At 48.2% G+C, this 22,662-nt stretch carries 24 protein-coding genes and 1 tRNA gene; 15 read left to right on the forward strand and 10 right to left on the reverse strand.

Annotation, left to right across the window (positions count from 1 at the left end):
* Positions 1-3: 3 nt before the first annotated feature.
* The 3 genes from ABEW32_RS11690 to ABEW32_RS11700 are packed head-to-tail and all read left to right on the forward strand — an operon-like array spanning position 4 to position 3,327.
* Positions 4-1,326, forward strand: a complete 1,323-nt coding sequence (locus ABEW32_RS11690; RefSeq protein ID WP_430187873.1) for a nucleotide sugar dehydrogenase — start codon at positions 4-6, stop codon at positions 1,324-1,326.
* On the forward strand, positions 1,319-2,194 hold the full coding sequence (locus ABEW32_RS11695) for a class I SAM-dependent methyltransferase (protein WP_430187875.1): 876 nt from the start codon (positions 1,319-1,321) through the stop codon (positions 2,192-2,194). Before ABEW32_RS11690 ends, ABEW32_RS11695 begins: the two co-directional genes overlap by 8 nt.
* Complete coding sequence (locus ABEW32_RS11700) at positions 2,191-3,327, forward strand: tetratricopeptide repeat-containing glycosyltransferase family 2 protein (protein WP_430187877.1); 1,137 nt, start codon at positions 2,191-2,193, stop codon at positions 3,325-3,327. Before ABEW32_RS11695 ends, ABEW32_RS11700 begins: the two co-directional genes overlap by 4 nt.
* On the opposite strand, the gene ABEW32_RS11705 is transcribed toward ABEW32_RS11700, so the two are convergent.
* Positions 3,297-4,175 (reverse strand): DUF72 domain-containing protein, encoded by an 879-nt coding sequence (locus ABEW32_RS11705; RefSeq protein ID WP_430187879.1) that lies wholly within the window; start codon positions 4,173-4,175, stop codon positions 3,297-3,299. The two genes, ABEW32_RS11700 and ABEW32_RS11705, sit on opposite strands and share 31 nt — an antisense overlap.
* A gap of 262 nt (positions 4,176-4,437) precedes the next feature.
* Here ABEW32_RS11705 and ABEW32_RS11710 point away from each other — a divergent pair, with 262 nt between their 5' ends.
* The 5 genes from ABEW32_RS11710 (at position 4,438) to ABEW32_RS11730 (ending at position 8,680) form a co-directional block, all read left to right on the forward strand.
* Entirely contained in the window at positions 4,438-5,223 is a 786-nt protein-coding gene (locus tag ABEW32_RS11710; protein WP_430187881.1) for a class I SAM-dependent methyltransferase, read from the forward strand.
* A 23-nt stretch (positions 5,224-5,246) separates the two neighbouring features.
* Complete coding sequence (locus tag ABEW32_RS11715; RefSeq protein WP_430187883.1) at positions 5,247-6,257, forward strand: MBL fold metallo-hydrolase; 1,011 nt, start codon at positions 5,247-5,249, stop codon at positions 6,255-6,257.
* Between the two features lie 91 nt (positions 6,258-6,348).
* Complete coding sequence (locus ABEW32_RS11720; RefSeq protein ID WP_430188025.1) at positions 6,349-6,984, forward strand: NAD(P)-dependent oxidoreductase; 636 nt, start codon at positions 6,349-6,351, stop codon at positions 6,982-6,984.
* Positions 6,985-7,151: 167 nt separating this feature from the next.
* Positions 7,152-7,790 (forward strand): TetR/AcrR family transcriptional regulator, encoded by a 639-nt coding sequence (locus ABEW32_RS11725; protein ID WP_430188027.1) that lies wholly within the window; start codon positions 7,152-7,154, stop codon positions 7,788-7,790.
* Positions 7,791-7,894: 104 nt separating this feature from the next.
* On the forward strand, positions 7,895-8,680 hold the full coding sequence (locus ABEW32_RS11730; RefSeq protein WP_430187885.1) for an SDR family NAD(P)-dependent oxidoreductase: 786 nt from the start codon (positions 7,895-7,897) through the stop codon (positions 8,678-8,680).
* Between the two features lie 170 nt (positions 8,681-8,850).
* Here ABEW32_RS11730 and ABEW32_RS11735 read toward each other — a convergent pair whose 3' ends face one another.
* Positions 8,851-9,288 (reverse strand): GNAT family N-acetyltransferase, encoded by a 438-nt coding sequence (locus tag ABEW32_RS11735; RefSeq protein WP_430187887.1) that lies wholly within the window; start codon positions 9,286-9,288, stop codon positions 8,851-8,853.
* 70 nt (positions 9,289-9,358) lie between these two features.
* Positions 9,359-9,916: a phosphatidylglycerophosphatase A family protein gene (locus tag ABEW32_RS11740; RefSeq protein ID WP_430187889.1), complete on the reverse strand. Its 558-nt coding sequence runs from the start codon at positions 9,914-9,916 to the stop codon at positions 9,359-9,361.
* A gap of 150 nt (positions 9,917-10,066) precedes the next feature.
* Between ABEW32_RS11740 and ABEW32_RS11745 the strand changes: the two genes are divergently transcribed.
* From ABEW32_RS11745 to ABEW32_RS11755, 3 genes are all read left to right on the forward strand, one after another.
* A complete protein-coding gene (locus tag ABEW32_RS11745) occupies positions 10,067-11,125 on the forward strand; it encodes a GerMN domain-containing protein (RefSeq protein WP_430187891.1) in 1,059 nt (352 codons plus the stop codon).
* Positions 11,126-11,218: 93 nt separating this feature from the next.
* Complete coding sequence (gene rph / locus ABEW32_RS11750; RefSeq protein ID WP_430187893.1) at positions 11,219-11,980, forward strand: ribonuclease PH; 762 nt, start codon at positions 11,219-11,221, stop codon at positions 11,978-11,980.
* Positions 11,980-12,612 (forward strand): XTP/dITP diphosphatase, encoded by a 633-nt coding sequence (locus ABEW32_RS11755; protein WP_430187895.1) that lies wholly within the window; start codon positions 11,980-11,982, stop codon positions 12,610-12,612. Before rph ends, ABEW32_RS11755 begins: the two co-directional genes overlap by 1 nt.
* 166 nt (positions 12,613-12,778) lie before the next feature.
* Here ABEW32_RS11755 and asnB read toward each other — a convergent pair whose 3' ends face one another.
* Positions 12,779-14,623: an asparagine synthase (glutamine-hydrolyzing) gene (gene asnB / locus ABEW32_RS11760; protein WP_430187897.1), complete on the reverse strand. Its 1,845-nt coding sequence runs from the start codon at positions 14,621-14,623 to the stop codon at positions 12,779-12,781.
* A 162-nt stretch (positions 14,624-14,785) separates the two neighbouring features.
* On the opposite strand from asnB, the gene ABEW32_RS11765 reads away from it, so the two are divergent.
* Entirely contained in the window at positions 14,786-15,145 is a 360-nt protein-coding gene (locus tag ABEW32_RS11765; protein WP_430187899.1) for a hypothetical protein, read from the forward strand.
* 310 nt (positions 15,146-15,455) lie between these two features.
* Here the strand turns inward: ABEW32_RS11765 and ABEW32_RS11770 are convergent, their stop codons facing one another.
* Positions 15,456-15,749 (reverse strand): magnetosome magnetite crystal formation protein family, encoded by a 294-nt coding sequence (locus tag ABEW32_RS11770; RefSeq protein ID WP_430187901.1) that lies wholly within the window; start codon positions 15,747-15,749, stop codon positions 15,456-15,458.
* A 175-nt stretch (positions 15,750-15,924) separates the two neighbouring features.
* On the opposite strand from ABEW32_RS11770, the gene ABEW32_RS11775 reads away from it, so the two are divergent.
* A tRNA-Arg gene (locus ABEW32_RS11775) sits at positions 15,925-15,998 on the forward strand.
* A gap of 65 nt (positions 15,999-16,063) precedes the next feature.
* On the opposite strand, the gene ABEW32_RS11780 is transcribed toward ABEW32_RS11775, so the two are convergent.
* A complete protein-coding gene (locus tag ABEW32_RS11780; protein WP_430187903.1) occupies positions 16,064-17,407 on the reverse strand; it encodes a 6-phospho-beta-glucosidase in 1,344 nt (447 codons plus the stop codon).
* 186 nt (positions 17,408-17,593) lie between these two features.
* Here ABEW32_RS11780 and ABEW32_RS11785 point away from each other — a divergent pair, with 186 nt between their 5' ends.
* Positions 17,594-18,562 (forward strand): LacI family DNA-binding transcriptional regulator, encoded by a 969-nt coding sequence (locus ABEW32_RS11785; protein ID WP_430187905.1) that lies wholly within the window; start codon positions 17,594-17,596, stop codon positions 18,560-18,562.
* Positions 18,563-18,748: 186 nt separating this feature from the next.
* Here ABEW32_RS11785 and ABEW32_RS11790 read toward each other — a convergent pair whose 3' ends face one another.
* Entirely contained in the window at positions 18,749-19,660 is a 912-nt protein-coding gene (locus ABEW32_RS11790; RefSeq protein ID WP_430187907.1) for an arginase family protein, read from the reverse strand.
* Positions 19,661-19,765: 105 nt separating this feature from the next.
* On the opposite strand from ABEW32_RS11790, the gene ABEW32_RS11795 reads away from it, so the two are divergent.
* Complete coding sequence (locus ABEW32_RS11795) at positions 19,766-20,107, forward strand: winged helix-turn-helix transcriptional regulator (RefSeq protein WP_430187909.1); 342 nt, start codon at positions 19,766-19,768, stop codon at positions 20,105-20,107.
* Between the two features lie 191 nt (positions 20,108-20,298).
* Here ABEW32_RS11795 and thiE read toward each other — a convergent pair whose 3' ends face one another.
* Genes thiE through thiM form a run of 3 tightly spaced genes read right to left on the reverse strand, consistent with a single transcriptional unit; the run spans position 20,299 to position 22,657 of the window.
* A complete protein-coding gene (gene thiE, locus ABEW32_RS11800) occupies positions 20,299-20,988 on the reverse strand; it encodes a thiamine phosphate synthase (RefSeq protein ID WP_430187911.1) in 690 nt (229 codons plus the stop codon).
* A complete protein-coding gene (gene thiD, locus ABEW32_RS11805; RefSeq protein WP_430187913.1) occupies positions 20,985-21,815 on the reverse strand; it encodes a bifunctional hydroxymethylpyrimidine kinase/phosphomethylpyrimidine kinase in 831 nt (276 codons plus the stop codon). The genes thiE and thiD overlap by 4 nt, the downstream gene beginning before the upstream one ends.
* Entirely contained in the window at positions 21,812-22,657 is an 846-nt protein-coding gene (thiM, locus tag ABEW32_RS11810; RefSeq protein ID WP_430187915.1) for a hydroxyethylthiazole kinase, read from the reverse strand. The genes thiD and thiM overlap by 4 nt, the downstream gene beginning before the upstream one ends.
* Between the last annotated feature and the right edge of the window lie 5 nt (positions 22,658-22,662).

Consider the following 22,662-nt stretch of genomic DNA (forward strand, 5'->3'; position numbering starts at 1 on the left):
CTTATGGAAAAAATCACAAAAGGAACTGTAAAGGTGGCAGTGATCGGTCTCGGCTATGTAGGACTGCCCATGGCAGTGGAAATGGCGAAGGCTGGTTATGATGTATATGGTATAGATTCCGATCCTGTCAAAGTGGCCAAGTTGCTTCAAGGAAAGTCGTACATCATAGACATTGGCGATGATGCACTGGCAGGCCTAATCGGGCAGCAATTGCATCCAGTTACGGATATCAAGGTGCTGGAGCATGCGGATATCGTCGTGATATGTGTGCCTACACCGCTGACAAACGGACATCAGCCGGATACGTCCTATATTGAGAAGGCAATTGATCAGGCCATACCTCATTTGCGTAGACAAACCCTGTTGATTCTGGAAAGCACGACTTATCCGGGAACGACCGAGGAACTGATTCGGCCAGTGATAGAGCAGCGCAGGGGCTGGACGGTAGGTAAGGATTTTTATGTGTGCTTTTCACCGGAACGTGTCGATCCGGGCAGCGTCTATTTTAACATTCGCAACACTCCCAAGGTGATCGGCGGTTGCACACCGAGTTGTCTGGCAGCGGGAGCAGGCTTTTACGGGTCCTTTTTGGATCAGATTGTTCCGGTTAGCTCGACAACCGTGGCTGAAGCCGCCAAGCTGTTTGAAAATACGTTCCGCAGTGTCAACATTGGGATGGTCAATGAGCTGACAGCCGCTTGTGAGAAAATTGGCATCAATATATGGGAGGTATTGGATGCAGCGGCAACCAAGCCGTTCGGTTACATGCCCTTTTATCCAGGCCCAGGCATTGGGGGGCACTGTATCCCGGTTGATCCGCTATACCTGTCGTGGAAATCAGAGCAGCATGGATTTCCACTAGAATTCGTGGATCTGGCAGACCGTATGAATCGGCGTATGCCGCTGTATATCGCGGAGCGAATCGAATCCATGCTCGCTCAGGAAGGGAAGGCCATAAACAAGGCCAGCATCATTCTGGCAGGTGTGGCCTACAAAAAGGACATTGATGATGTTCGGGAATCTCCGGCGCTTGTCCTGTTCGAGCATCTAACTAAAATGGGCGCTTCGGTTAGCTTTACCGACCCGTATGTATCGAGTTTTAAGCTGAACGGTGAAGAAATTCCATCGCGGACGGCAAATGCCCAGCTGTGGGAAAGTGCAGATATTGTAGTCATCACGACAGACCATTCAGTGGTGAACTACCAACAGTTGGTTGACCATGCCCCGCTGGTCTTCGATACACGTAATGCGACTGCACATTGCACTGGTGGCCATGTCGTAATCTTGGGGCATCCTGGTGACGGAGGGGGCGCCGCTGTTGGCTAACCGTGATCAGGTAAACGAACGTTATTACGGGCAGATCAATTCGGAGGAATCTCATGAAGCCACCCGCAATCGAATTCACTGGATTTGCCGCCATGTACAGGGACGTACCGTGCTGGATGTTGGATGCAGTCAGGGGATAACATCTATTTTGCTCGCGCGGGAAGGCTTTGAGGTAACGGCCATTGATTTGGAAGAGGGCAGTATTTCATATGCAAAAAAAGAACTTCGCCAGGAATCCGCACCTGTACGGGGAAGAGTTCACTTTCTGTTAAAAGACATTTCACAATTTGAGCGTCCTCCTGGTGGATTTGACACTATTATTTTAGGAGAGATTTTGGAGCATTTTGCGCATCCCGACACTCTGCTGGCTCATGCTTACCGCTTGTTGAATAAAAAAGGGACGCTCGTCCTGTCTGTACCTTATGGATACCATCCATTTCATGATCACAAACGGACTTACTATGCCGGAAGTCTCTCCCGTGTGCTGTATCCTTACTTTCAAGAGCAAGTGCTGGAGGTGCAGCACAAATATTTGTGCTTTGCAGGTCGTAAGAAGCCGAAAGAGCTGCGGGAGGCTAAGCCAGGGGCAGAGCATCTGAATGAGTGGATGAAACTGGATGAGGGGCAGTTTCAGCAGGTAGAGCAGCAGCATGTTCGCAAGATGAATCAGAGAAAGGCTGCACTCGACAAGGCGGTACAGCGAATCCGGTATATGGAGCAACAACTGTTGCCGTCCGAAAGGAGTACGCGTGTCGAGCAGATAGACAAGACGCAGTCTGAGAGGAGAAGTGCATATACTGATGGCAAGTCTACCGGAAAAGCAACGGAAGAGTTAGCCAACAGTAAAGGGGATGACGTGATTTCATGACTGAGCATCCAATGACCCTTAGCTTGTGTATGATTGTAAAAAATGAGGAGTTAACACTGTCCCGGTGTCTGGATTCGGTCGCAGACCTGATGGATGAAATTATCGTTGTGGACACAGGATCAACGGATGAGACGAAGACGATAGCAGCCCGCTATACGGATCGAATCTATACGTTTGAATGGAAGGATGACTTTGCCGCTGCACGTAATGAATCGTTTGCCAAGGCAACGTGTTCCTATATCATGTGGCTGGATGCGGATGATGTGCTGCTGGAATCCGATCGTGAACGTCTGCGTTCCTTAAAACAGCGTTTGTCCGAAAATATCGACGCGGTGGTGATGCCACTTCACTTGGCAGAGGGTGACCAAGGTGAACCGTTGTTCAGCTCACGCCGTATTCGCCTTGTGAAGCGGGAGCGACAATACCGCTGGGAAGGGCGTCTGCATGAGGATCTGGTGATACCTCAGGGGCGAATCGTGCATGCGGATGTGGCAGTAACACATCGCCGAATGCAAGACCATACCCTTCGTAACCAGCGTATTCTCGCCCGGTGGATTAGCGAAAGCGGTAAGCTGGAAGGGCGTCTGTTGTATTTTCACGCCAATGAATGCTTTGACCGCAAGGAATATGCCAAGGCAGCAGAGGCCTTCGACCATCTGCTGAAGGAGCCGAGCGGCTACCGGGAAGATCGCATTACTGCTTGTGCGCGAGCAGCTGAATGCTATCTTCATCTCGGGAAGCCCGAGCAACAGCTGGATCGTCTGCTACGCTCTTTTCGATACGGGGTGCCGCAAGCAGACTTGTGCTGCATGATCGGAGACTGGTTTTTCACAAGAAGCGAATGGAGCACTGCTGCATACTGGTATAACCAGGCATTGGAGCAACAGCATCATCTTCCGGGGATGCGACCTGTCCCGCTACCATGCTACTCTTGGTTCCCCCATGTCCGGCTCAGCCATTGCTACGCCCATGTAGGTAAGCTGGAAGCTTCGTATAAGCATAACCAAGACGCTTTACGTTATTTGCCTGCTGATCCGCATTTGCTGGATAACGAATGCAAGCTCAGGCAGGCTATTCCCAATCTCTCATCGACCGTCCGTCCTCAAAATAGTTCAAGCTGTTCTGGCCCTTGATCCGCTTCAGGTGGCTTGCGAGGTGGAAAAGGCTTAGGCTCCATACCCAGCATGGTCATGAGCTGTTTGGCGTTGGCAGCGGCGTCTCCACCAGAGTTGTTGTTGAATATAACGCATACCTCACGGCTTTGCTGCTCCAGCTCCAGCAATCGGTCTTTCCATTCGGCCAATTCCTGTTCATTGTACCGATACAGATAACGAACCTCCCGCCAATTAGGCGCGGAGCTTTGATTCCAACCCGATATATTCCGTCCGTGGAGACGTACGATGGTCAGATTGCTGTCTGTAGCCTGCGGCACAATGGGAACCGACCCGAGTCCTGCCTGCGGCTCGTCGCATACGCTATGTATCCAGCCTTCTTCACGCATAAATGCCAGCGTTTGCTTCCGAAATTCTGGTGTGAACCAGCTTTGATGTCTGAATTCAAGTACGGATGGGACCTCTCCCATCCTATTTTTTGTGTCTCGCAGTATGGCGACATTCTCACGTGTACAGTCGAACCAGGGTGGGTATTGAAACAGCACGGCCTTGAGCTTGCCCGCTTCACGAAGAGGCAATATGGATGCATGTAGTGCTTCGTACATCGCATCCGTTGTTTTGAAGTAAGGCTGTTTGCCGCGGGTATGGCCGGTCATGCCTTGATAGGCCTTGACGAGAAATGAAAAGGAGTCCGGAGTTTCCGCCGCCCAGCGTGCCATACGATCCGTAGGCTGTACCGCATAAAAAGAACTATCCATCTCTACTACTGGAAAATGGCTTCCATAGACCCTTAGTTTTTGGTTAGCTTTAGTCCCGGTCGGATACAAATCATCATGATCGCCCCAGCCCGTCAGTCCAATTTGAATCATAACTTTGCCGCTCCTTTCCTGCATGAAACCTCTGTAAGGCGTTCCCATGATTCATTTTAATGATAAAATGGAGTAAATCACATGAAGTGGGTATGTAGTTCCTATGATTATTTAAGCCCAAATACGGTTATTGTAACATGCTCTCATGACGTAAGCTTTGTGATTTTGCAAAATGCTTATTCGTAATGTTTTTGAGTTTCCAGTTTGAAAAAGCTAATATAGTATGTAATAGAGCGAAATGAGTTCATGGAGGAGAAACGATATGGCAGAATGGTACGAGCAAAGCTTTGGGGAAGATTATTTATTGGTATACAAGCATCGCGACTTTCAGGGAGCCTATCAGGAAGTGCAAAAAATGATCTCCTGGCTCAAATTACCGCAAGGCTCCAGCGTATTGGATTTATGCTGTGGGATGGGACGTCATTCGCTTGCACTCGCCGATGCAGGTTATACCGTGACCGGTGTGGACCTTTCCAATGTACTGCTGAGAGAGGCCCGTGCAGCGGATACCGAAGGGCGGGTAAGCTGGCATCAAGGGGATATGAGAGCGGTGCCGCTGGAAGAAAGCTTTGATGCGGTGGTCAATTTGTTTACCTCCTTCGGTTATTTTGAGAAGGATGAGGAGCAGCTTAAAGTATTAAAGGAAATTTATCGGCTATTGAAACCGGGAGGCCGCTTTATTATAGATTATTTGAACCCTTCCTACGTAGCTGCTCATTTGGTGCCGCATTCGTCCCGGGAGGATGAAGGAAATTGGATTGAGGAGCACCGAGTCATTGAAGATGGATTTGTGAAAAAGCAAATTGCCATCCGGTCAGCCGCAACGGTGACGACCACAGAAGCAGCTTCTGATCTAGGCACGACTCATGCTGATGCAGAACCTGCGCGTGTGTACGATGAGCGAGTAAAGCTATATCCGTATGAAAAGTTCCGTGAATTGCTCGAACAAGCAGGGCTGTCCGTAGAGCAGGTGCACGGAAGTTATGATGAAGATCAATATATAGAAGATGCTTCGCCTCGAATGATTTTTGTCGGTGTGCGGGCTTGAACCAGAAAGGCGGATGGGAAGCCATGAAATTGCCAGAGCTTACGCCGTGTGAGCGAATAGATGGAGGCTTTCAGGTCAAAATATCCATGTCCTTTCCGCTTCGCTGGGTGAATAGTTATGTGCTTAAAGGACAGCACGGTTTTACGATTGTTGATCCAGGGCCGCGCAATCTGGATACAGAGGCGGAATGGGCATATGTCTTCCAACAGCTCGGAATGTCCTTTGGGGATATCTCGGACATTGTGGTGACACATCATCACCCTGATCATTATGGATTGGCGGGGTGGATGCAGCAGCAAGGCCAGGCTCGCGTACATATGTCAGCTCGCAGCCATAAGGAAGCGGTGATGATGTGGGGTGATCCAGAATCGACGACTGCTATGGAGAAGAGGCTGCCCAGCCTGTTTGTGCAGCATGGCTTTCCTTTGGAGCAGGTATCAGCTCTGGAAGTACATATGCAGCAGGCTTATTTGCAAGTGAATCCACAGCCTGAGATTACCTTCATTCCAACCGGAACGGACGCTTGTCTGGAATGTGGAGGACGTAGATGGATGCCCATAGAGACTGGAGGACATGCGCCTGGACATGTGTCCTTATATGAGCCAAATAGCGGCATTATTTTGTGCGGTGACGCGGTGTTGCCGCAGATTTCTCCTAATATCAGTCTGCTGCCGGGCAGTGACGCCCAGCCGCTGAAGTCTTATATAGACGGCTTGCAGCGCCTAGGTGAGCTGGAGGTCGCATGGGCCTATCCCGGGCACCGCAATCCGTTTGGATATTTTCGCGAGCGGACGCAAGCATTGCTGGCGCATCATGAAGAACGGCTGGAGAAATTCCAGCAGCTCATCCAACCGGAGGGCAGCACAGCCTATGAGCTGTGCATTGCCGTGTTCGGCGACAAGCTGGGGATTCACCAGCTAAGGTTTGCCATGTCGGAGACGCTGGCTCACCTGGTGGAACTGGTGCGCCGTGAACGGGCATCTATGTGTGAGGAGCGTCCTATCACGCGCTTTTATCCTCTGTGCTATCAATAATGCCGGGGAGTTAACGAGCGAGTACAGTGATATGACAATGCAACATGACAGAACAACATGAGCGGCATGTATGCCGGGAAAAGAGAACTTTATGAATTTGCTGCTGCTGGGAGCCACCGGACGTGTGGGCCGTTATATATTAAATTATGCGTTAGCGGATGGTCATACCGTAACTGTCCTAGTTCGTTCACCAGACAAGTTGGAGGATTTTGCATCTCAATATGGGACACAGCTGCAAATAATACAAGGGGATGCCACCAATGAGGAGGATATTGCGAAAGCGCTGAAGGACGGGCCAGCAGTTGTAATCAGCGCACTAAATACAGATGGAACCACCACCTTATCTGTGAGTACAGGTCTGTTGATTCGGCAAATGCAGGAGCAGTCCATTCATCGGCTTATTACGGTGGGAACGGCAGGGATTTTGCAAAGCCGGACCGAACCGAGCCTATATCGGTACGAGTCCTCCGATACCCGGCGACGCAGCACCCGTGCGGCCGAAGAACATCGGCGGGTGTACGAATTGCTGCGTGAATCGGCATTAGACTGGACAATCGTATGTCCGACCTATCTGCCGGATGGCGAACGTACAGGTGTATATCGCGTGGAAAAAGATTTTTTGCCCGAAGACGGTTCACAGATTACCACTGCGGATACAGCTGATTTTACCTATCGTCAGTGGACAAGTTACGATTTTATTCGTGCAAGGGTGGGCATTGCCTATTGATCGTGGAACGCAAAATATAGCTTTATCTTTAAACATCCGACCAGAGCGCAGTAAGTGTATCTACTTATGTGGCGCTCTTTTTTATTTGACAAACATACAAGGATGGAATACTATGATTCTGTAAGGAAACAGTGTTACCGAAATAAACAAAGGAAGTGCATTGAATGATGTCTGAGCCATCGCAACCTTATAAAACCTATTCTGAGGTAAAGTTACAGCAGCAGCAATTGCTCCGTAAAAATGTGATTGATGCCGCATGCATCCTTCTTGTAGAAGAAGGGCCTGAGGCTGTGACTGTACGGCGAGTTGCACAGAAATTAAATTGTTCCACTAAGATCATTTATAGTATTTTTGGCAGTAAGGACGGTCTTGCCAATGAGATGTATCTGGATGGATGCCGGCTATTGGCTGAAACCTTTCAACAAGTACCTGTTACAAAAAACGTACTCACTGATCTGGAAGCTTTATGCTGGGCATATTGGGAATTTGCGCGGCTTCATTCAGCCTATTACAAAATGATGTTTGGCGGGGCATTATCTGATTTTAAGCCGGATGAACAGAGCTTGGAGGGCACCACCACGGCATTATCACGAATTCTGCAAACCGTTGTACACGCTATGGAGCAGGGAGCGCTGAAAGAGCAGGACCCGCTACTGGTTGTCCGAATGTTGTGGTCAGCTTTACACGGGGTGATACACCTACAATTTGCAGGTCATTTTTTGACTGTGGACATGGCGCAAGAAGTGTATGCATTTACACTGAAAAATACGCTTGATGTGTGTAAATCCTCATCATCTCCAGCGTAAATATGAAGTGTGCTGAGGTCGTCATCGTGATGGCTTCAGTTCATTATAGAGTATTGGTAACAATGTTTCTAAAATAAAACAACGAAACTATGGAGGTCATCATCATGTTTATGTATGCAAACAAAACAGCACTAATTACAGGAGCTTCATCCGGGATTGGCGAGGCATTTGCCTATTCGCTCGCAGCTAAGAAATGTAATCTCATTTTGGTGGCGCGCAATGAAACCAAATTACAAGCACTGGCGAAAGAGCTCTCGGCCCAATATAACGTAAAAGCAACAGTGATTGCGCTGGATCTTTCCACATCAGGTGCCCCTCAAACTTTGCATCAGGAAGTTCAAAAGCAACAACTCAAGGTAGATCTTTTGATTAACAACGCCGGGTTTGCCACCTATGGGTACTTTGAACAGGTTTCAGGAGAACGACAGCATGAGGAGATCATGCTCAATGTCGCTGCTTTGGTTGACATCACACACGCATTCATGCCTGATTTATTGCGTAACCGGGATGGCGGGCTCATTAATGTCTCATCCACGGCCGCATTTCAGCCAGATCCCTATATGGCTGTATATGGAGCAACCAAAGCATTCGTGCTTTCGTTTAGCGAAGCGCTGTGGGCCGAAAATCGAAAACGGGGGCTGAAAGTGCTCGCCCTCTGTCCGGGTGCAACCGAAACCTCATTTTTTGATGTAGTAGGCTCCAGTGAAGCTTCTGTAGGTTCCAGAGAAACCCCACAAACTGTTGTCCATAACGCTTTAAAAGCATTTGAAAAGGGGCGCAGTCACATGATATCTGGTCGACAAAACTATTGGGTAGCTCAAGTATCCCGATTTTTCTCTCGCCAATCCACACTGAACATTGTAGAACGTACATTGCGACCTCAACATTGATTGCAATCCGCAAGATATAGTAGAAGGTAGGAGGTAGAAGGTAGACTCCCTTCAATCGTCAGGACCACCACTCAATAAGCTGGATTTTATACGCCGGGTCTGTCCATCATTCCTAGCTCAATTTGAATCAGACCCGGCGTCCAATTTACATAGATCAAGTATTCATGATCCTATGCCAGCCCTCGCGAATATAATAAAATCCCATCTCGCTTCTCCCAGCCGTTAGCTGACCAGAAACGTTGGCCTCCTGTGTTATGCTCCATCACAAACAGATGACATTTATCAATGCCTTCGTTGAGCAAAGCAGACAAGGCTCTATCCACCAATCTGGGCGCAATCCCATGACCACGATGCTCTGTGGCTACACCCAGATGATACAGAAACCCTCTGCGACTATCATGGCCTGCTAAAATCGTGCCTATGATGTTTCCAGCGTATTCACAGACAAAGCTAAGTCCTTCATTCCGCTGCAAAAAGCGTGCAATTCGCTCCGGTGAGTCAGCCTCGCTCAATCCTAATCCGTCTAAGCCATTCCACAGTGCAATAGCTTGATCATAATCGTCAGCCTGCATCGTACGGAATGTATATCCTTCAGCTACGTATGCCATGTCCAGTTCTCCTCTTACCCTGTATATATCTGGTGCATCCATCGCATTTTTTGTAATTAGGGTATCGTTGTTAGCGTGTTGTATTCGGTGCGCTTTCTTCTCCAAGCTCCTGCTCGCGCTCGGCCTGCTTGCGGTGGGCGATACGACTGCTGGCCGAGGCTGCGATTGCACCTACAATATCGTCCAGGAACGTATGAATCGGCCCAAGGCTCTTATCGTTCAGGCGTTCCAGCACACCTGGTTTGAGCTTATCGACATAACCGTAATTAGTAAATCCAATGCTGCCATACACATTGACGATGGAGAAGGCGAGAATTTCATCCACCCCGTATAATCCCTCGTCATTCTCAATCATATCCTGCAATGGGGGAAGAAGCGCACCCTGTTCGGCAAGGATGTCCAGTTGAATACCCGTAAGCACGGCATTTTGCACCTCGCGCTTCATCAACACCTTGTCCACATTTTCAATACATTCTTCCATTGTTAGAGTTGGGTAATACTTTTTCTGTAGAAGCATAACCAGTTCAGCGATCTCAGTCATGCTTACACCACGTTTGTGCAGCCACTCGCGGGTGGCATCGGCTACCTTTTTACTATTCAGGCTGTAAGGTACTTTTTTCTTGTTCATAAAGTTGAAATTGCCCTCCTCTGTAGATCTAATTTCTACTGCAATTATGACCAGTGTGTCCAGTCTGCTGAAAAAGTAGTTATTTTTTACGCGGGGCTCGTATACATATTAGTACAATCTGTACAATATTGTTAGGGAGGAACTTCATTTATGAACATAAAACACCCATGGCGTATGACCTCTGTAGCCGGACTGCTATCCCTGCCCCTGTTGTTGTCCGGATGCAGCCTTTTCGGCAATGAAGCTGCGTCCATTGACCCACCGCCGTCCACGACAGAGCAGTCCATGATCAAGGCTGTAACCGGAAAAGCACCTGCCACGACCGGGCAACTGAGGGCTGTTTTTTTGCAAGATCAAAACGGGTTGCTGGCGCCAGTATCTTTGCCGATTGCTACAGGTGATGTACAGACAGATGCCAAGTCGGCGCTGGAAACATTGGTTGAGGGTGGGCCATATGCCGGCTTATTACCAGAGGGATTTAAAGGTGTACTGCCCCAGGGTACGGAAGTGAAAAGTGTGACGGTGGACAAGAGCAACAAGTTGGCTGTTATCGAATTCAACAAATCTTTCGCCAGCTACAAGCCGCAGGAAGAACGTAAATTAATGGAAAGCTTGACCTGGACCCTGACCGATCGTCCCGATATTAAGAGCGTACAAATTTGGGTGGATGGCAAAAAGCTAAACGAAATGCCTGTGGGCGGCACACCGCTGGATCATCCACTGACGCGCGCAGTAGGGATTAATTTGGAGGTCGGGCAGGGCGTGACCCCGCTGGATTCCAGTCCGGTCACTGTGTATTTCTCTTCATCTTCTCCTGCTGGAGTTCAATATTATGTACCTGTAACACGACTGGTCAGTCCGGAAAGGGATCGTGTCCAGTCCGCTCTGCACCAATTAATTCAAGGTCCGCAAACCAAGGATGGATTGCAGGAAGTGATGACAGGAGAGACGGCGCTGAAATCGGTAGAACGCTCCAAGGACAACGTTATTACGGTATCACTCTCGGATGATATGTTTGCCAAGGGGGAAGCCGTGCCTGCTGAATTTTTGGAATCAGTCGTACTGACAGCGACGGACAATTCGGATGATGCGCTCAAAACGAAAGTTCGCATTGAATTAAATGGTGAGAAAAGCGTGATGGGTCAAAATAATCAAAATTATGGAGAGCCAGTAGCCAAGCCGCAACACATTAACGAAATTCCTCTTTAGGGACAGGGAATCGTCCTTGGGGTGCTTTTGCCTGCACACTTTGGTAAAATAAACATATAAGAACAGGTTGCATACGACGTAGGAGGAAAAAGCATGAATAGATCTAACGGACGAAACAGTGATGAGCTGCGCCCGATGAAATTGACAGCAGGAGTAAATAAATACGCGGAGGGCTCTGTTTTTATAGAGGTTGGCGAGACGAAAGTCATCTGTACAGCAACGGTGGAAGAACGCGTTCCGCCCTTTATGAAGGGCCAAGGAAAAGGCTGGGTGACCGCAGAATATTCTATGCTTCCGCGGGCGACACATAGCCGTAATCAGCGTGAAGCTGCGCGCGGCAAGCTGACAGGCCGTACTATGGAAATTCAGCGTCTGATCGGAAGAGCGTTGCGTTCGGTTGTCAATTTGCAGGCGCTTGGTGAACGGACGATTACATTGGACTGTGACGTCATTCAGGCGGACGGCGGGACACGTACAACCTCCATTACCGGTTCTTTCGTAGCGTTGGCGATTGCAGTAAATAAAATTGCGACCCAGCACAAGTTGCCTGTTTTCCCGATTACGGATTTTCTAGCTTCCGTCAGCGTAGGGGTTGTTGGCGAAAAGGCGCTGCTGGATTTGAATTATGAAGAGGATTCCAAGGCCAAGGTAGACATGAATCTCGTCATGACTGGCAGTGGAAAGTACGTTGAACTGCAAGGTACAGGGGAAGAAAGCCCATTCGACCGTCAGGAATTGGATCAGTTGCTTAGCTTGGGCGAACAAGGGATTCTGCAAATGATCGAGCGCCAAAAAGAAGTGCTCGGACCGATTGCCGATAAGATCGGCGCTGGACGTACAGGAGCTGGGGCCTAATGCGTCTGGATGGTCCGGTCGTCATTGTCGCTACGAAGAATAAAGGGAAGGTGCGGGAATTTGCACATGCTTTTGCACCGTTTGGCAAGGAAGTCAGAAGTATGTACGATTATCCAGACATTCCTGATGTCGTTGAGGATGGCACAACCTTTACCGAAAATGCACTGAAAAAAGCCAAAGCGGTAGGAGATGCGCTCGGATTGCCAGTGCTGGCCGATGACTCCGGCCTGTGCGTGGACTTGCTGGACGGTGCGCCGGGGGTATATTCAGCCCGTTATGCTGGGGAAGGTGCCAGCGATCACGAAAACAATATCAAGCTGCTCGACGTTCTGGAATCGAAGCAGCTTGGTGATGATACTGGACAGCCTTTACTGAGCCCGGCTCAATTTGTCTGTACCTTGATTTTGTATAATCCACAGACTGGGGAGACGTTGGAATCGACGGGCTCCGTGGAGGGCTGGATTACAACTGAAACCGCGGGCGGCGGTGGGTTTGGATATGATCCACTGTTTTATTTGCCAGAGTTTGAAAAGACGATGGCCGAGCTGACGTTGGAACAAAAGCAGGCTATCAGTCATCGAGGCATAGCCCTGCGTAATTTGGCCACTAAACTAGGTAGCCCACAGGAATAGTTGGACAGCAGGCGAATTATAAGCCTGTTATATATGAAAAAAGGCTATCCGTCAGTCATAGGCTGCGGATAGCCTTTTTGGTACCTTTTATTCTTTGTATATTACGGATCGAAGAAACACTGGCGATTGCCACTTCGTACTTTACGACATAAGCAGTCAGCACATTTTATCGAATAGCCACTTTGTAAGTGCGCAGCCAGTTATCCACTTGGGTCAAGTAAGCAAACAACTGCGGACCCGACATTAGCTGACCAAACCAAGGCAGATTGGTGGATGCCTCCGGTGAGGCGGCAATTTCCCGTACCTTTTGCACATCAATCAGCTTGAGCAGTGGGGAAGAGGAATCATCCAGCAGTTGTAGCGCCTGCTTTTTCACAGCGGCAAGATAGGAGGGGTTATGCGTTTTGGGATACGGGCTTTTTTTGCGATATAACACATCATCCGGCAATACGCCCTCCAGCGCTTTGCGCAAAATACCTTTTTCACGTCCGCCTGTCATCTTAATGCTCCACGGAATGTTCCATACATATTGCACCAGCCGATGATCGCAATACGGCACCCGTACTTCGAGTCCGACCCCCATACTCATCCGGTCCTTACGATCCAGCAGGGTAGGCATAAAACGGGTGATGTTCAAATAGGACATGATGCGCATTTGCGCAGCTTTTCCTGTTTCCCCCGGTAGCTTCGGTACTTCTCCGATTGCTTCTGAGTAGCGATCGTTCAAATACTCCAGCGGCTTGATCCAGTCTCGAACCTCGGGGGATAGCAGACTGGCCCTCATATCGGGAGCAACCGCCCACGGGAATGTACCCGAATTCAGCATATCCTCCCGGTGAAACCATGGATATCCGCCAAACACTTCATCCGCTGCTTCACCAGAAATGGCAACAGTAGCACCCTTTTTAATCTCCCGGCAAAAGAGATACAGTGACGAATCCACGTCTGCCATACCGGGTAAATCCCGCGTTAGCGTAGAGTTGTTCAGAGCGGCTACAACTTCCGGTGTATCGAATTCAATCCAGTGATGATTTGTCCCCAATTCATCGACCATCCGCTGTATCCATGGGGCATCAGCTCCGGGCTGAAACGCATGGGCTTTAAAATGCTTGTCGTTATCCACATAATCGACCGAATACGTATGAACTTGTCCCTGCCCGGTGCGTTTGTAATAATCGACGGCTAATGCGGACAGGGCGCTTGAATCTAGCCCGCCAGACAATAAGGTACATACCGGTACATCTGAAATAAGCTGCCGCTCTACGGTATCCATCAACAGCTCTCGTACCTTGAGTGCCGTTTCTTCGGTGTTATCCTCATGCGCAATGCTTTCCAGCTTCCAGTAGGCTTGAATGCGTACGCCGTCACGGCTGTAGGTAAGGGTATGTCCGGGACGGAGCTCCTTCATGGATGAATAGACGCCGTGTCCGGGAGTACGGGCAGGCCCAATGATAAAGATTTCTGCCAAGCCCTCGGCGTCTACTGCTGCCTCCACCGCTGGATGCTGAAGCAATGCTTTAGGTTCGGAGCCAAATACGAATACATCTTCGGTTTGGCTGTAAAATAACGGCTTCACGCCCAGCCGATCTCGTGCCAGAAAGACCTGCTCCCGCTCGCTATCCCAGACGGCAAAGGCAAAGATGCCGTTCAACCGATCTACACAATCCGGTCCCCATTCGATATAGGATTCCAGCAGTACCTCTGTGTCGCATTGTGTACGGAAAAAATGTCCGCGTTGCTGCAGCTCTTTTTTCAGCTCAGGTGCGTTATATATTTCCCCGTTATATACAATCGTATAAGTGATATCCTCAAGCTGCCGGATCATGGGCTGAGCGCCGTTTTCCGGGTCCATTACGCTTAGTCTTCGGTGTCCGAAGGCACACGGGTTGGATATCCAGGTACCCGCAGCGTCCGGTCCGCGATCGGAGAGCGTTTGCGTCATATTCAGCAGTAGCTCAGATTGATGCATTAAGTCTCCGTTCCACTGTATGAAACCTGTAATTCCGCACATGTCTATTCATCCTCTCTTTGTCGTGTTCATCCAGTGTTGGAATGAATCAAAACCAAATCCCCAGTTCATCAGTATATATGCCGAAAAGAAGCATAAAATGTCTGTCCGTTCCGAAAACTACAAATGGGGCAACCCGTCTATTCGTGAGGAAGGAGGGAGACAATGTACTACATCAAGGATGCCAAAATTCGCCGCTTCACTGAGCTTGACGGAGTGCGCTGCGCTGAGGTAGAAGTGCGACCCGGTGCCGCAGATGACCCCGAGCTGCTGGTCTATATTACAGCCACGGATCAGAAGGAAGGTCAGCCTGACTATGACATGGTACGGATCATCCGCAATGATGCCGATCTGGAGTTGGATTGGTACGACAATAATCTGCATTCGGCATTTGAGGAAGTGACAGACAAGGCTTTTACAGACTCTACGCATATTACCGCTGGTGAGGAACGGGAAAAGTTCAAAAGGGAATTGCTCTCCTATGGGCAGCTTAGTACAGAATTTGCCAAGGAGTTCGGGGCATGAGGATATGGTGTGCTATACCTCGACTTTTGTTAATTTGGACACCAGCGCCATCACCAAATCAGCGTGAAAGGAGGGGGAAATCATAGACGGCAAAACGAAGTATAAGAAGAACAAAGGCAGCAGTTATATTCATAACAATGAGTTCGCAGAAGAAGTAATGGAGAAAAATGTAAGGCATGAGGTGCGAAGAAGTCCTAGACGCTTCGGTAATAAATAAACAGTCATAAAACTGAGTAACGCTCATTTATAAATGATCCCAAAGAAGCCTCCGTATTCGTCAAATTTGCGAATACGAGAGGCTTCTTTTGAATTAAGCCGCTTCACGCAGCGTCATAATCCCTTTGTAGATGTTATAGACAAACACGCCGAGATAGACCACTACAAAGAGCAGTACAAACCCGATAACCGAACCTGCATGATTGGCCGTTATAATAAAATACACTAGCGGAATCGCCGCAATAATGGGGAAAATATGCGATAAAACGGCTTTTTTCGCATGTCCCTGAACATATTCGTCCCGAACTGCAATCCACACAATGACCGGCACTAGAAAAGGTGCGAAAAAAATGCTGAAATAGCAAAGTGAAGACAGAAGGCCTCTCACGGATTAACCCCTCCTTTTTGGCATCGTTCTTTGTACATAATACCCCGTTAGCGTCCAAATGATTCCTTTTGCAGCCTGCTTTCCTGTATAATGAAAAAATGCTTTTGACAGTTGCCCAAAATGTGATATAATCATTAATGCACTGAATACATAAGGTTTTATGAATTATCATTTTGTCCCAGTAGCTCAGCTGGATAGAGCAACGGCCTTCTAAGCCGTCGGTCGGGGGTTCGAATCCCTCCTGGGACGTATAGCAAAAGCTTCCTACATGTAGGAAGTTTTTTTTTATTCCGGCAGTATCATTGATTTTGGTCTTATACTGTCGCCTTCTCTTTATGAGCAAAAAATTGAGGTAGATGCTCTTTGTGTGCTTCCAGCATTTCATCCAGCACAGTTTGGGCGATATCCCCGCTTGGAACGAGCGGATTCAGGGTGAAGGCTTGCAGCGCTGTCGCATAGTCACCAGTAACCGCCGCTTCAATGGTCAGCTCTTCCATCGCCTTCATCACTTGCAGCAGCCCCCGTTGTGCTGGCGGGAATTTGCCAAAGTTAACGGGCTCCGCACCATGCGCGCGAATGACACTGGTTACTTCAATGGCGCTATCATAAGGGACATCATCAATCGCACCATTGTTACGTGTGCTAACCACCATCAGTGTGCCTTTGTTATTGTGGATAGAGTTGATGATTTCACAGGCAGCATCGCTGTAATGCGCACCGCCGCGTTTGGATAGTTCCTCCGGTTTGTAATCCAGATTCGGATCTTTATACAGTTCAAATAGACTCTCTTCCAGACGTTTGACGACTTGGCCCCGAGTTCCTTCGTTTTTGGCCTCCTCTAATTCTTCCTTGAGCATGTTATCAGTCATGTAGTAATACCGATGATACGGACAAGGCAGCATTTTTAATTGACGAACCTGATCATACAGGAAGCGCATGTTCTTAATATTTTCAACGACCTTCTCCGGTTTTGCGCCAGGCGCGTATAGTCCTTCGATAACTTGCTCTGTTAATTCTTCACCGGTTTTGTCATAAACTTTGTGCCAATGAAGGTGGTTAATGCCTGCAAATTTAAAGAACAGATCTTCTTCCGGTTTGTCCAGCACAGCCGATGCACTCTTGATCGCGCCGATTGGAACATTACATAATCCGATAACTTTATCCCACTGACCATAACGAAGCACCGCTTCAGTGACCATGCCCGCAGGGTTAGTAAAATTAATCAGCCATGCATTCGGACACAGTTCTTTCATATCTTCGACGATACTGAGGATAACAGGTATGGTACGGAAGGCTTTGAACATCCCCCCAGCCCCATTGGTTTCCTGACCGATCATGCCGTGTTTCAAAGGAATGCTTTCATCCTTGATCCGTGCTTCCAGCAAGCCTACCCGAAATTGGGTCGTGACAAAATCGGCATCCTTCAACGCTTCCCGACGATCCAGCGTCAAATGTACCTCACAATCAATACCAGCGGCCTTCACCATCCGTTGGGCCATGGCTCCTACGATCTCCAGCTTTTCGCGTCCTGCCTCAATATCTACCAGCCATAATTCCCGGATGGGAAGCTCTGCATAACGTTTGATGAAGCCTTCTACTAATTCTGGTGTATAGCTGGAGCCTCCGCCAATAGTTGCGATTTTTATGCCTTTTTTCATGGTTAGTGCCTCCTGAGTATGTTTTTTAAAACCGCTTTCCTAAGCTCAAATTCACTGTAATCCCTGTAATGCATTACAGGTCAAGCGCTTTTAAAAAACTTATTTGGAGAAGGTGACAATTATAGGGCGAGGCCACGAAACATGCTAAACACGAACATGCTAAAATAAAAGAACGAGGTGAGAAATGTGGCAAATATTCATGAAATTGCAAAGCTGGCGGGTGTATCCTCGGCAACGGTGTCCCGTGTCATTAATAACCATCCATACGTAAGTGAACCGACAAGGCAACGTGTACAGGAGGTCATAGACCGACTGGATTATGTTCCCAATTTGAATGCGGTTTCACTAAAAAAGGGCATGACCAAGCTCATAGGAATTATTTCAATTTCTTTTAATGATTCATTGGGTTTATTTGTGCGTGGATTTACAACCTATGCTCAGGAGCATGGTTTTAATATGGCGCTATTTATTACGAATGGAGAAAAGGAACGGGAGCTTGAAGCACTGGAAATGTTACGGAGAAAGCAACTGGACGCCTTGGTCTGTATGATTCGCGTCAATGAGTGGAGTGTGATTGAGCACTACACCAAATATGGTCCAATTGTGACGTGGCAGCGTGTAAACATTGAGGCCATCCCGTCTGTATTTATGGATCAGTATCAGGGGTACATGCTTGCACTGGAGCATCTGTATACCAGAGGTTACCGCAGCATTGTGAATGTATATGGGAATATGAAGGGACTGAATACGAAGGAGCGCATACGGGCCTATCATGATTTTTGCAAAAAATATGATCTGAACGCCGATGCCTTTCCGCATTTTTATGGTTTAAATTCAATTGAAGCGGGTGAACAAATTGCCCACTGGTGGGGTGAACAGCCCAACAAGCCGGATGCCTTCGCTTGTTCGACCGATTGTTTAGCTGCAGGGATTTTGACCGAGGCACGTAGGCTCGGTGTTTCTGTCCCGAGTGATGTTGCAGTGGTAGGCTTTGATAACATCGAAATTTCGCATTTGCTTGATTTAACCACCATTCATTACCCGATTGACAAGCAAGCGGAAAATGCTTTCATTATGATTCGAAATGCCCTAGAGGGGCTTCAGGAAGAATTACATCCCTTGGAATTCAAATTAGTAGAGCGAGCGACCACCTAAAATCCTGGTTATTCTTTTTTATTGTTGGTGGTGTGCTATTCAAGAATTAGTAAATAAAAATAGAAAAGGACTCCATAACAGAATAAATTCCAGAGGAGTCCTTCTTTTGCATATACTCTATTCCGGACTCTCATAATTCCATTGCGAAAATTAACATCAAGATACATGCACAGTTCGTAAGTAGAATTATTGATTTAAAATAGGTATTTCCCCAAGCAGATTCTTCAAGTTAATGGAATCCCACGGCATATGTTCGGTTATACCTAATCCAACTACATCGGTTTCTTCAGTTAGCTCTTTAATCAGATGAAGTAGTTGAGGCATTTGCATTGTTCCCGCAGGTGAAAGATTATAGGGAGCTTCAGGATTGGCAAATAATAAAGAACGAAATGCTTTTGGGTCAAGTACGTCTAAATCAAGATGAATAGCCAGGTGCTTGATATCGTTTTCTTTAATCCATTCTTTTATAGATACGGTACTGTTCGTTAACTCTTGGGTTTCAGCAGTTCGAATCCCTAATCTTTGAATCACTTCAGTATCTGTTTCTGGAGTGGTAACACCTAGCTTTTGAAATGTTTCTGAAAATAGTTTTGTCTCTTCTTCTGTAGGAGTTGCTAATCCAGCGATAAAGACATTTTCAGGCTTAAGAGGAACTTTGACATGTTTTGCGAACTCCTCATCTCCCTCTCCTAATAGATTTCCAAGCGGTAATGTATGTCCGTTATCATAGCCTACATATCTAACTAAATCACTGTGGGCATCGATCCAAATTAACCCTAATTCCCCGCCGTATCGTTCGTTTAAATAGGCAAACGGGGCCTGTTCGACTAAGCAGTCACCCCCAAACATTACAATGCGATCTGGCTTATGAGCGTCAATGAGATGATGAGCAGCCTCTAATTGCTCAAGTAGCTGTATTCTCCCATTCATACCGTTCTCGTTGTCAAGCGGAGTTCCATCATAAGCTTGAACCGGAACATGAATAAGGGGTTGATCATTGTCTGGGGCTAGCCAAGCCAGCAGTTCAGCTCCAAAAGAGTAGTTAGGATTGTTTCCTCCTTGCCATTGCGGCATTAAGAGGCGTATTGTTTTAGTCATGTTTTTCTCTCCTTTACTTCAAATTACGGTTAGTATAAACTGAACGCAAATAAAAACGTAGTACGCACTAATTTGATAGGTACTACCCGAAAGGATAGTGTGAATATGAGTATGGCTGAATTTAAAGGTAAAGTTAAGAAAATTGAAGATACACCTTTTGGTTATACGGTGTCAGTTATTGGTGGCAAGTGGAAAATGGTTATTATTTATCTTCTGGCAGAACACAAAGTAATTCGATTTAATGATCTGAAAAGACAAATCGGTGCTATTACATATAAAACCTTGAGTTCACAGCTAAAGGAATTGGAAGCGGATGGATTGGTGAACCGGAAAGAGTATCCTCAAGTTCCGCCTAAAGTCGAGTACAGTCTCACAGAAAAGGCGGAAACACTATTGCCTGTTTTAGAAGGGTTATGTGAGTGGGGAACCAAAAACCAATATCATTAAATATCGTTTTCTAATTGCTCTCGAATGCTATACGAATACTAGAAAAGATGATTGACATATATTCACAGTTAATCGGGTATTCAACAAGCTCAAGTGTACTGGGAATAGGAAGCTTAAAAATCAGTAGCACAGAGCCTCATCTCTACTTTATTAGTGTAAATGAGGCTCTTGCGTGAACTATTAAAGGCACTTTATAGTTTTGGGGACATCCCCGGATGGTAAATGCTTAGCACTACCTTTTGCTTTATTTTCTCTGTAACAGTTCGAATCTGTTCTGCCTGCGTCACGGACGAAATCACCGCTACACCATTGGCACCCGCACCTACCACTTCCTCCACACGGTCTATCGTAATGCCCCCGATCCCAACGATCGGCAGATCAATTCCTGCTTTGCGCATCTCATGCAAAATGGCCGGACCCTGCACGGCGTGAGCATCATCCTTCGAGATGGTAGGATAGATGGGCCCGACGCCGAGATAGTCCGCACCTTGCAGGATGGCTCGTCGTGCTTCCTCAATCGTATGGGCGGAGACGCCAAGAATTCGGTTTCCAATTCGCGCGCGCACAGAATCAGCTGATTCATCGTCCTGACCGATATGGACGCCGTCAGCGTTGAGCTCAAGAGCCAGCTCTACATCGTCATTGACGATAAAGGGGATACCAGCGCGGTGGCACAGATCTTGCAGCTGACGCGCAAGTTCGAACATAGGCACCCCTGTTAATGCGTTACGGCCCTTTTCTCGAAACTGGATCATGGTTGTACCACCAGCAAGAGCTTCTTGCACGACCCGACTTGGTTCCGCAAGGCAGTTCACGCTTCCAAGAACCAGATACATCTGTAAATGCCGGCGCATGGTATCAGGTAATATTCGGTTGCTCATTGGAGTATCTCCTGACGACGGCGATAGGCCCAATGATTGGTTGGGCCGTGTCCCTGTCCCAAATACAATGTATCCTCAATTGCCGCCTGAATGAAGGCTCTTCCATTCACAATAGCTTCCGGTACTGACACGCCTTTCCCTAATTCAGCGGTAATGGCTGCTGAGAACGTACATCCTGTCCCATGTGTATGAACAGTCCGCACCCGCTTGCCGACCAGCTCTGTAAAGACTGTTCCGTCGAAGAGCAGATCAACAACCTGGCCGCTGTTTTCGCTCTCCTCATCGTGGCCGCCCTTGATCACAACGAACTTGGGGCCGAGGCTGCTCATAATTCTCGCAGCCTCGCGGCGGTCCTCCATCGTACGAATGCTTATCCCGGTTAAGGCTTCCGCTTCTGGTATATTGGGTGTGACGACCAAGGCCAAGGGGAGCAGGTCGTCGTTCAAAGCCTGCACCGCTTCTGGTTGCAGCAGCTTTGCGCCCCCTTTGGCAATCATTACAGGATCGACGACAACCTTTTTCCAGCCGAACTTTCGGATCTGCTCGGCTACAAGGCGGATGATGTCTGCATCAAACAGCATGCCAGTCTTTAGGGCGTCGACTCCAAGATCTGATCCTACAGCTTCGATCTGTTCTGCTGTTGCTTCCTGTGGCAGCGGATATACACCGTGAACTCCCAAGGTATTTTGTACCGTTATGGCCGTAATAGCTGACATACCGTATACGCCAAGCTCCTGAAAGGTTTTGAGATCGGCTTGAATTCCGGCTCCGCCGCCGCTGTCCGAACCGGCAATCGTCAGCGCTCTCGGTACATGTACGTCTCTCATTGCGCACCACCTGCTGTGGTTGTTCCGGCTTCATGGATCGTGACATGTCCCTCCAGCGAACCGGTATGCAGTTTGGCGAGCTCGTCAAGAAAGGCAATCTGGAAGCTGCCTGGCCCCAGCTTTGCGGTATGCGCTGCGGCTCGGGAAGCTGCTGCACTGTAAAAAGCCAAACCTGCTGTACCTGCAAGCAACAGGTTGGGTTCAACAGCTGCAAAGGCGCCCAACACGGAGGTCAGCAGGCAGCCTGTGCCGGTTACCTTCGTAAGCAGAGAGTCTCCGCCGCTAATCAAGCGTACTTCGACTCCATCGGTGATGACGTCCTCTTTTCCGGTGATGGCAACCATGGTACGGAGTGTCTGCGCAGCCCGAACTGCCAAATCGACATTACCGCTGTCAGCACTGTCGCCTGCATCGACCCCCTTAATTTCTCGGGCTTCTCCGATCAGATGAGCGATTTCGGCTGCATTGCCTCGTACTAGTGAGATGTTAACCTCCTTTAGAATTCGCAGTGCTGACTCGGTTCTAAAGCTAGTCGCTCCTGCACCGACCGGATCTAGCAGAACTGGAACACCATGAGCATTCGCCGATTGTCCAGCAATGATCATGGCGTCCACCAGCTCGCGGGTCAGCGTACCGATATTTAACACGACGGCGCCTGCTATTTTTGCCATATCTGCTACTTCCTCAGGGGCATAAGCCATCACCGGGGAAGCACCTAGCGCATACAGGCCGTTGGCTGTAAAGTTGGTGACCACCACATTGGTAATATTATGAACGAGGGGGTTGCTGTTTTGTACCTTTGCCAGGAGCTCCGAATAACTTTGTTCCCATATATTCATCATGTTTA

The sequence above is a fragment of the Paenibacillus jamilae genome (genome assembly GCF_050482105.1).
Classification (GTDB): Bacteria; Bacillota; Bacilli; order Paenibacillales; family Paenibacillaceae; genus Paenibacillus; species Paenibacillus jamilae_B.

Coding starts and splice junctions, on each gene's coding strand:
- ABEW32_RS11710 (WP_430187881.1), top strand. CDS start 4,438: ATGGCAGAATGGTACGAGCAAAGCTTTGGGGAAGATTATTTATTGGTA.
- ABEW32_RS11790 (WP_430187907.1), bottom strand. CDS start 19,660: ATGACTAAAACAATACGCCTCTTAATGCCGCAATGGCAAGGAGGAAAC.
- ABEW32_RS11730 (WP_430187885.1), top strand. CDS start 7,895: ATGTTTATGTATGCAAACAAAACAGCACTAATTACAGGAGCTTCATCC.
- thiE (WP_430187911.1), bottom strand. CDS start 20,988: ATGAGCAACCGAATATTACCTGATACCATGCGCCGGCATTTACAGATG.
- ABEW32_RS11720 (WP_430188025.1), top strand. CDS start 6,349: ATGAATTTGCTGCTGCTGGGAGCCACCGGACGTGTGGGCCGTTATATA.
- ABEW32_RS11690 (WP_430187873.1), top strand. CDS start 4: ATGGAAAAAATCACAAAAGGAACTGTAAAGGTGGCAGTGATCGGTCTC.
- ABEW32_RS11755 (WP_430187895.1), top strand. CDS start 11,980: ATGCGTCTGGATGGTCCGGTCGTCATTGTCGCTACGAAGAATAAAGGG.
- ABEW32_RS11725 (WP_430188027.1), top strand. CDS start 7,152: ATGTCTGAGCCATCGCAACCTTATAAAACCTATTCTGAGGTAAAGTTA.
- ABEW32_RS11795 (WP_430187909.1), top strand. CDS start 19,766: ATGAGTATGGCTGAATTTAAAGGTAAAGTTAAGAAAATTGAAGATACA.
- ABEW32_RS11705 (WP_430187879.1), bottom strand. CDS start 4,175: ATGATTCAAATTGGACTGACGGGCTGGGGCGATCATGATGATTTGTAT.
- thiD (WP_430187913.1), bottom strand. CDS start 21,815: ATGAGAGACGTACATGTACCGAGAGCGCTGACGATTGCCGGTTCGGAC.
- rph (WP_430187893.1), top strand. CDS start 11,219: ATGAATAGATCTAACGGACGAAACAGTGATGAGCTGCGCCCGATGAAA.
- thiM (WP_430187915.1), bottom strand. CDS start 22,657: ATGATGAATATATGGGAACAAAGTTATTCGGAGCTCCTGGCAAAGGTA.
- ABEW32_RS11780 (WP_430187903.1), bottom strand. CDS start 17,407: ATGAAAAAAGGCATAAAAATCGCAACTATTGGCGGAGGCTCCAGCTAT.
- ABEW32_RS11765 (WP_430187899.1), top strand. CDS start 14,786: ATGTACTACATCAAGGATGCCAAAATTCGCCGCTTCACTGAGCTTGAC.
- ABEW32_RS11735 (WP_430187887.1), bottom strand. CDS start 9,288: ATGGCATACGTAGCTGAAGGATATACATTCCGTACGATGCAGGCTGAC.
- asnB (WP_430187897.1), bottom strand. CDS start 14,623: ATGTGCGGAATTACAGGTTTCATACAGTGGAACGGAGACTTAATGCAT.
- ABEW32_RS11700 (WP_430187877.1), top strand. CDS start 2,191: ATGACTGAGCATCCAATGACCCTTAGCTTGTGTATGATTGTAAAAAAT.
- ABEW32_RS11740 (WP_430187889.1), bottom strand. CDS start 9,916: ATGAACAAGAAAAAAGTACCTTACAGCCTGAATAGTAAAAAGGTAGCC.
- ABEW32_RS11745 (WP_430187891.1), top strand. CDS start 10,067: ATGAACATAAAACACCCATGGCGTATGACCTCTGTAGCCGGACTGCTA.
- ABEW32_RS11715 (WP_430187883.1), top strand. CDS start 5,247: ATGAAATTGCCAGAGCTTACGCCGTGTGAGCGAATAGATGGAGGCTTT.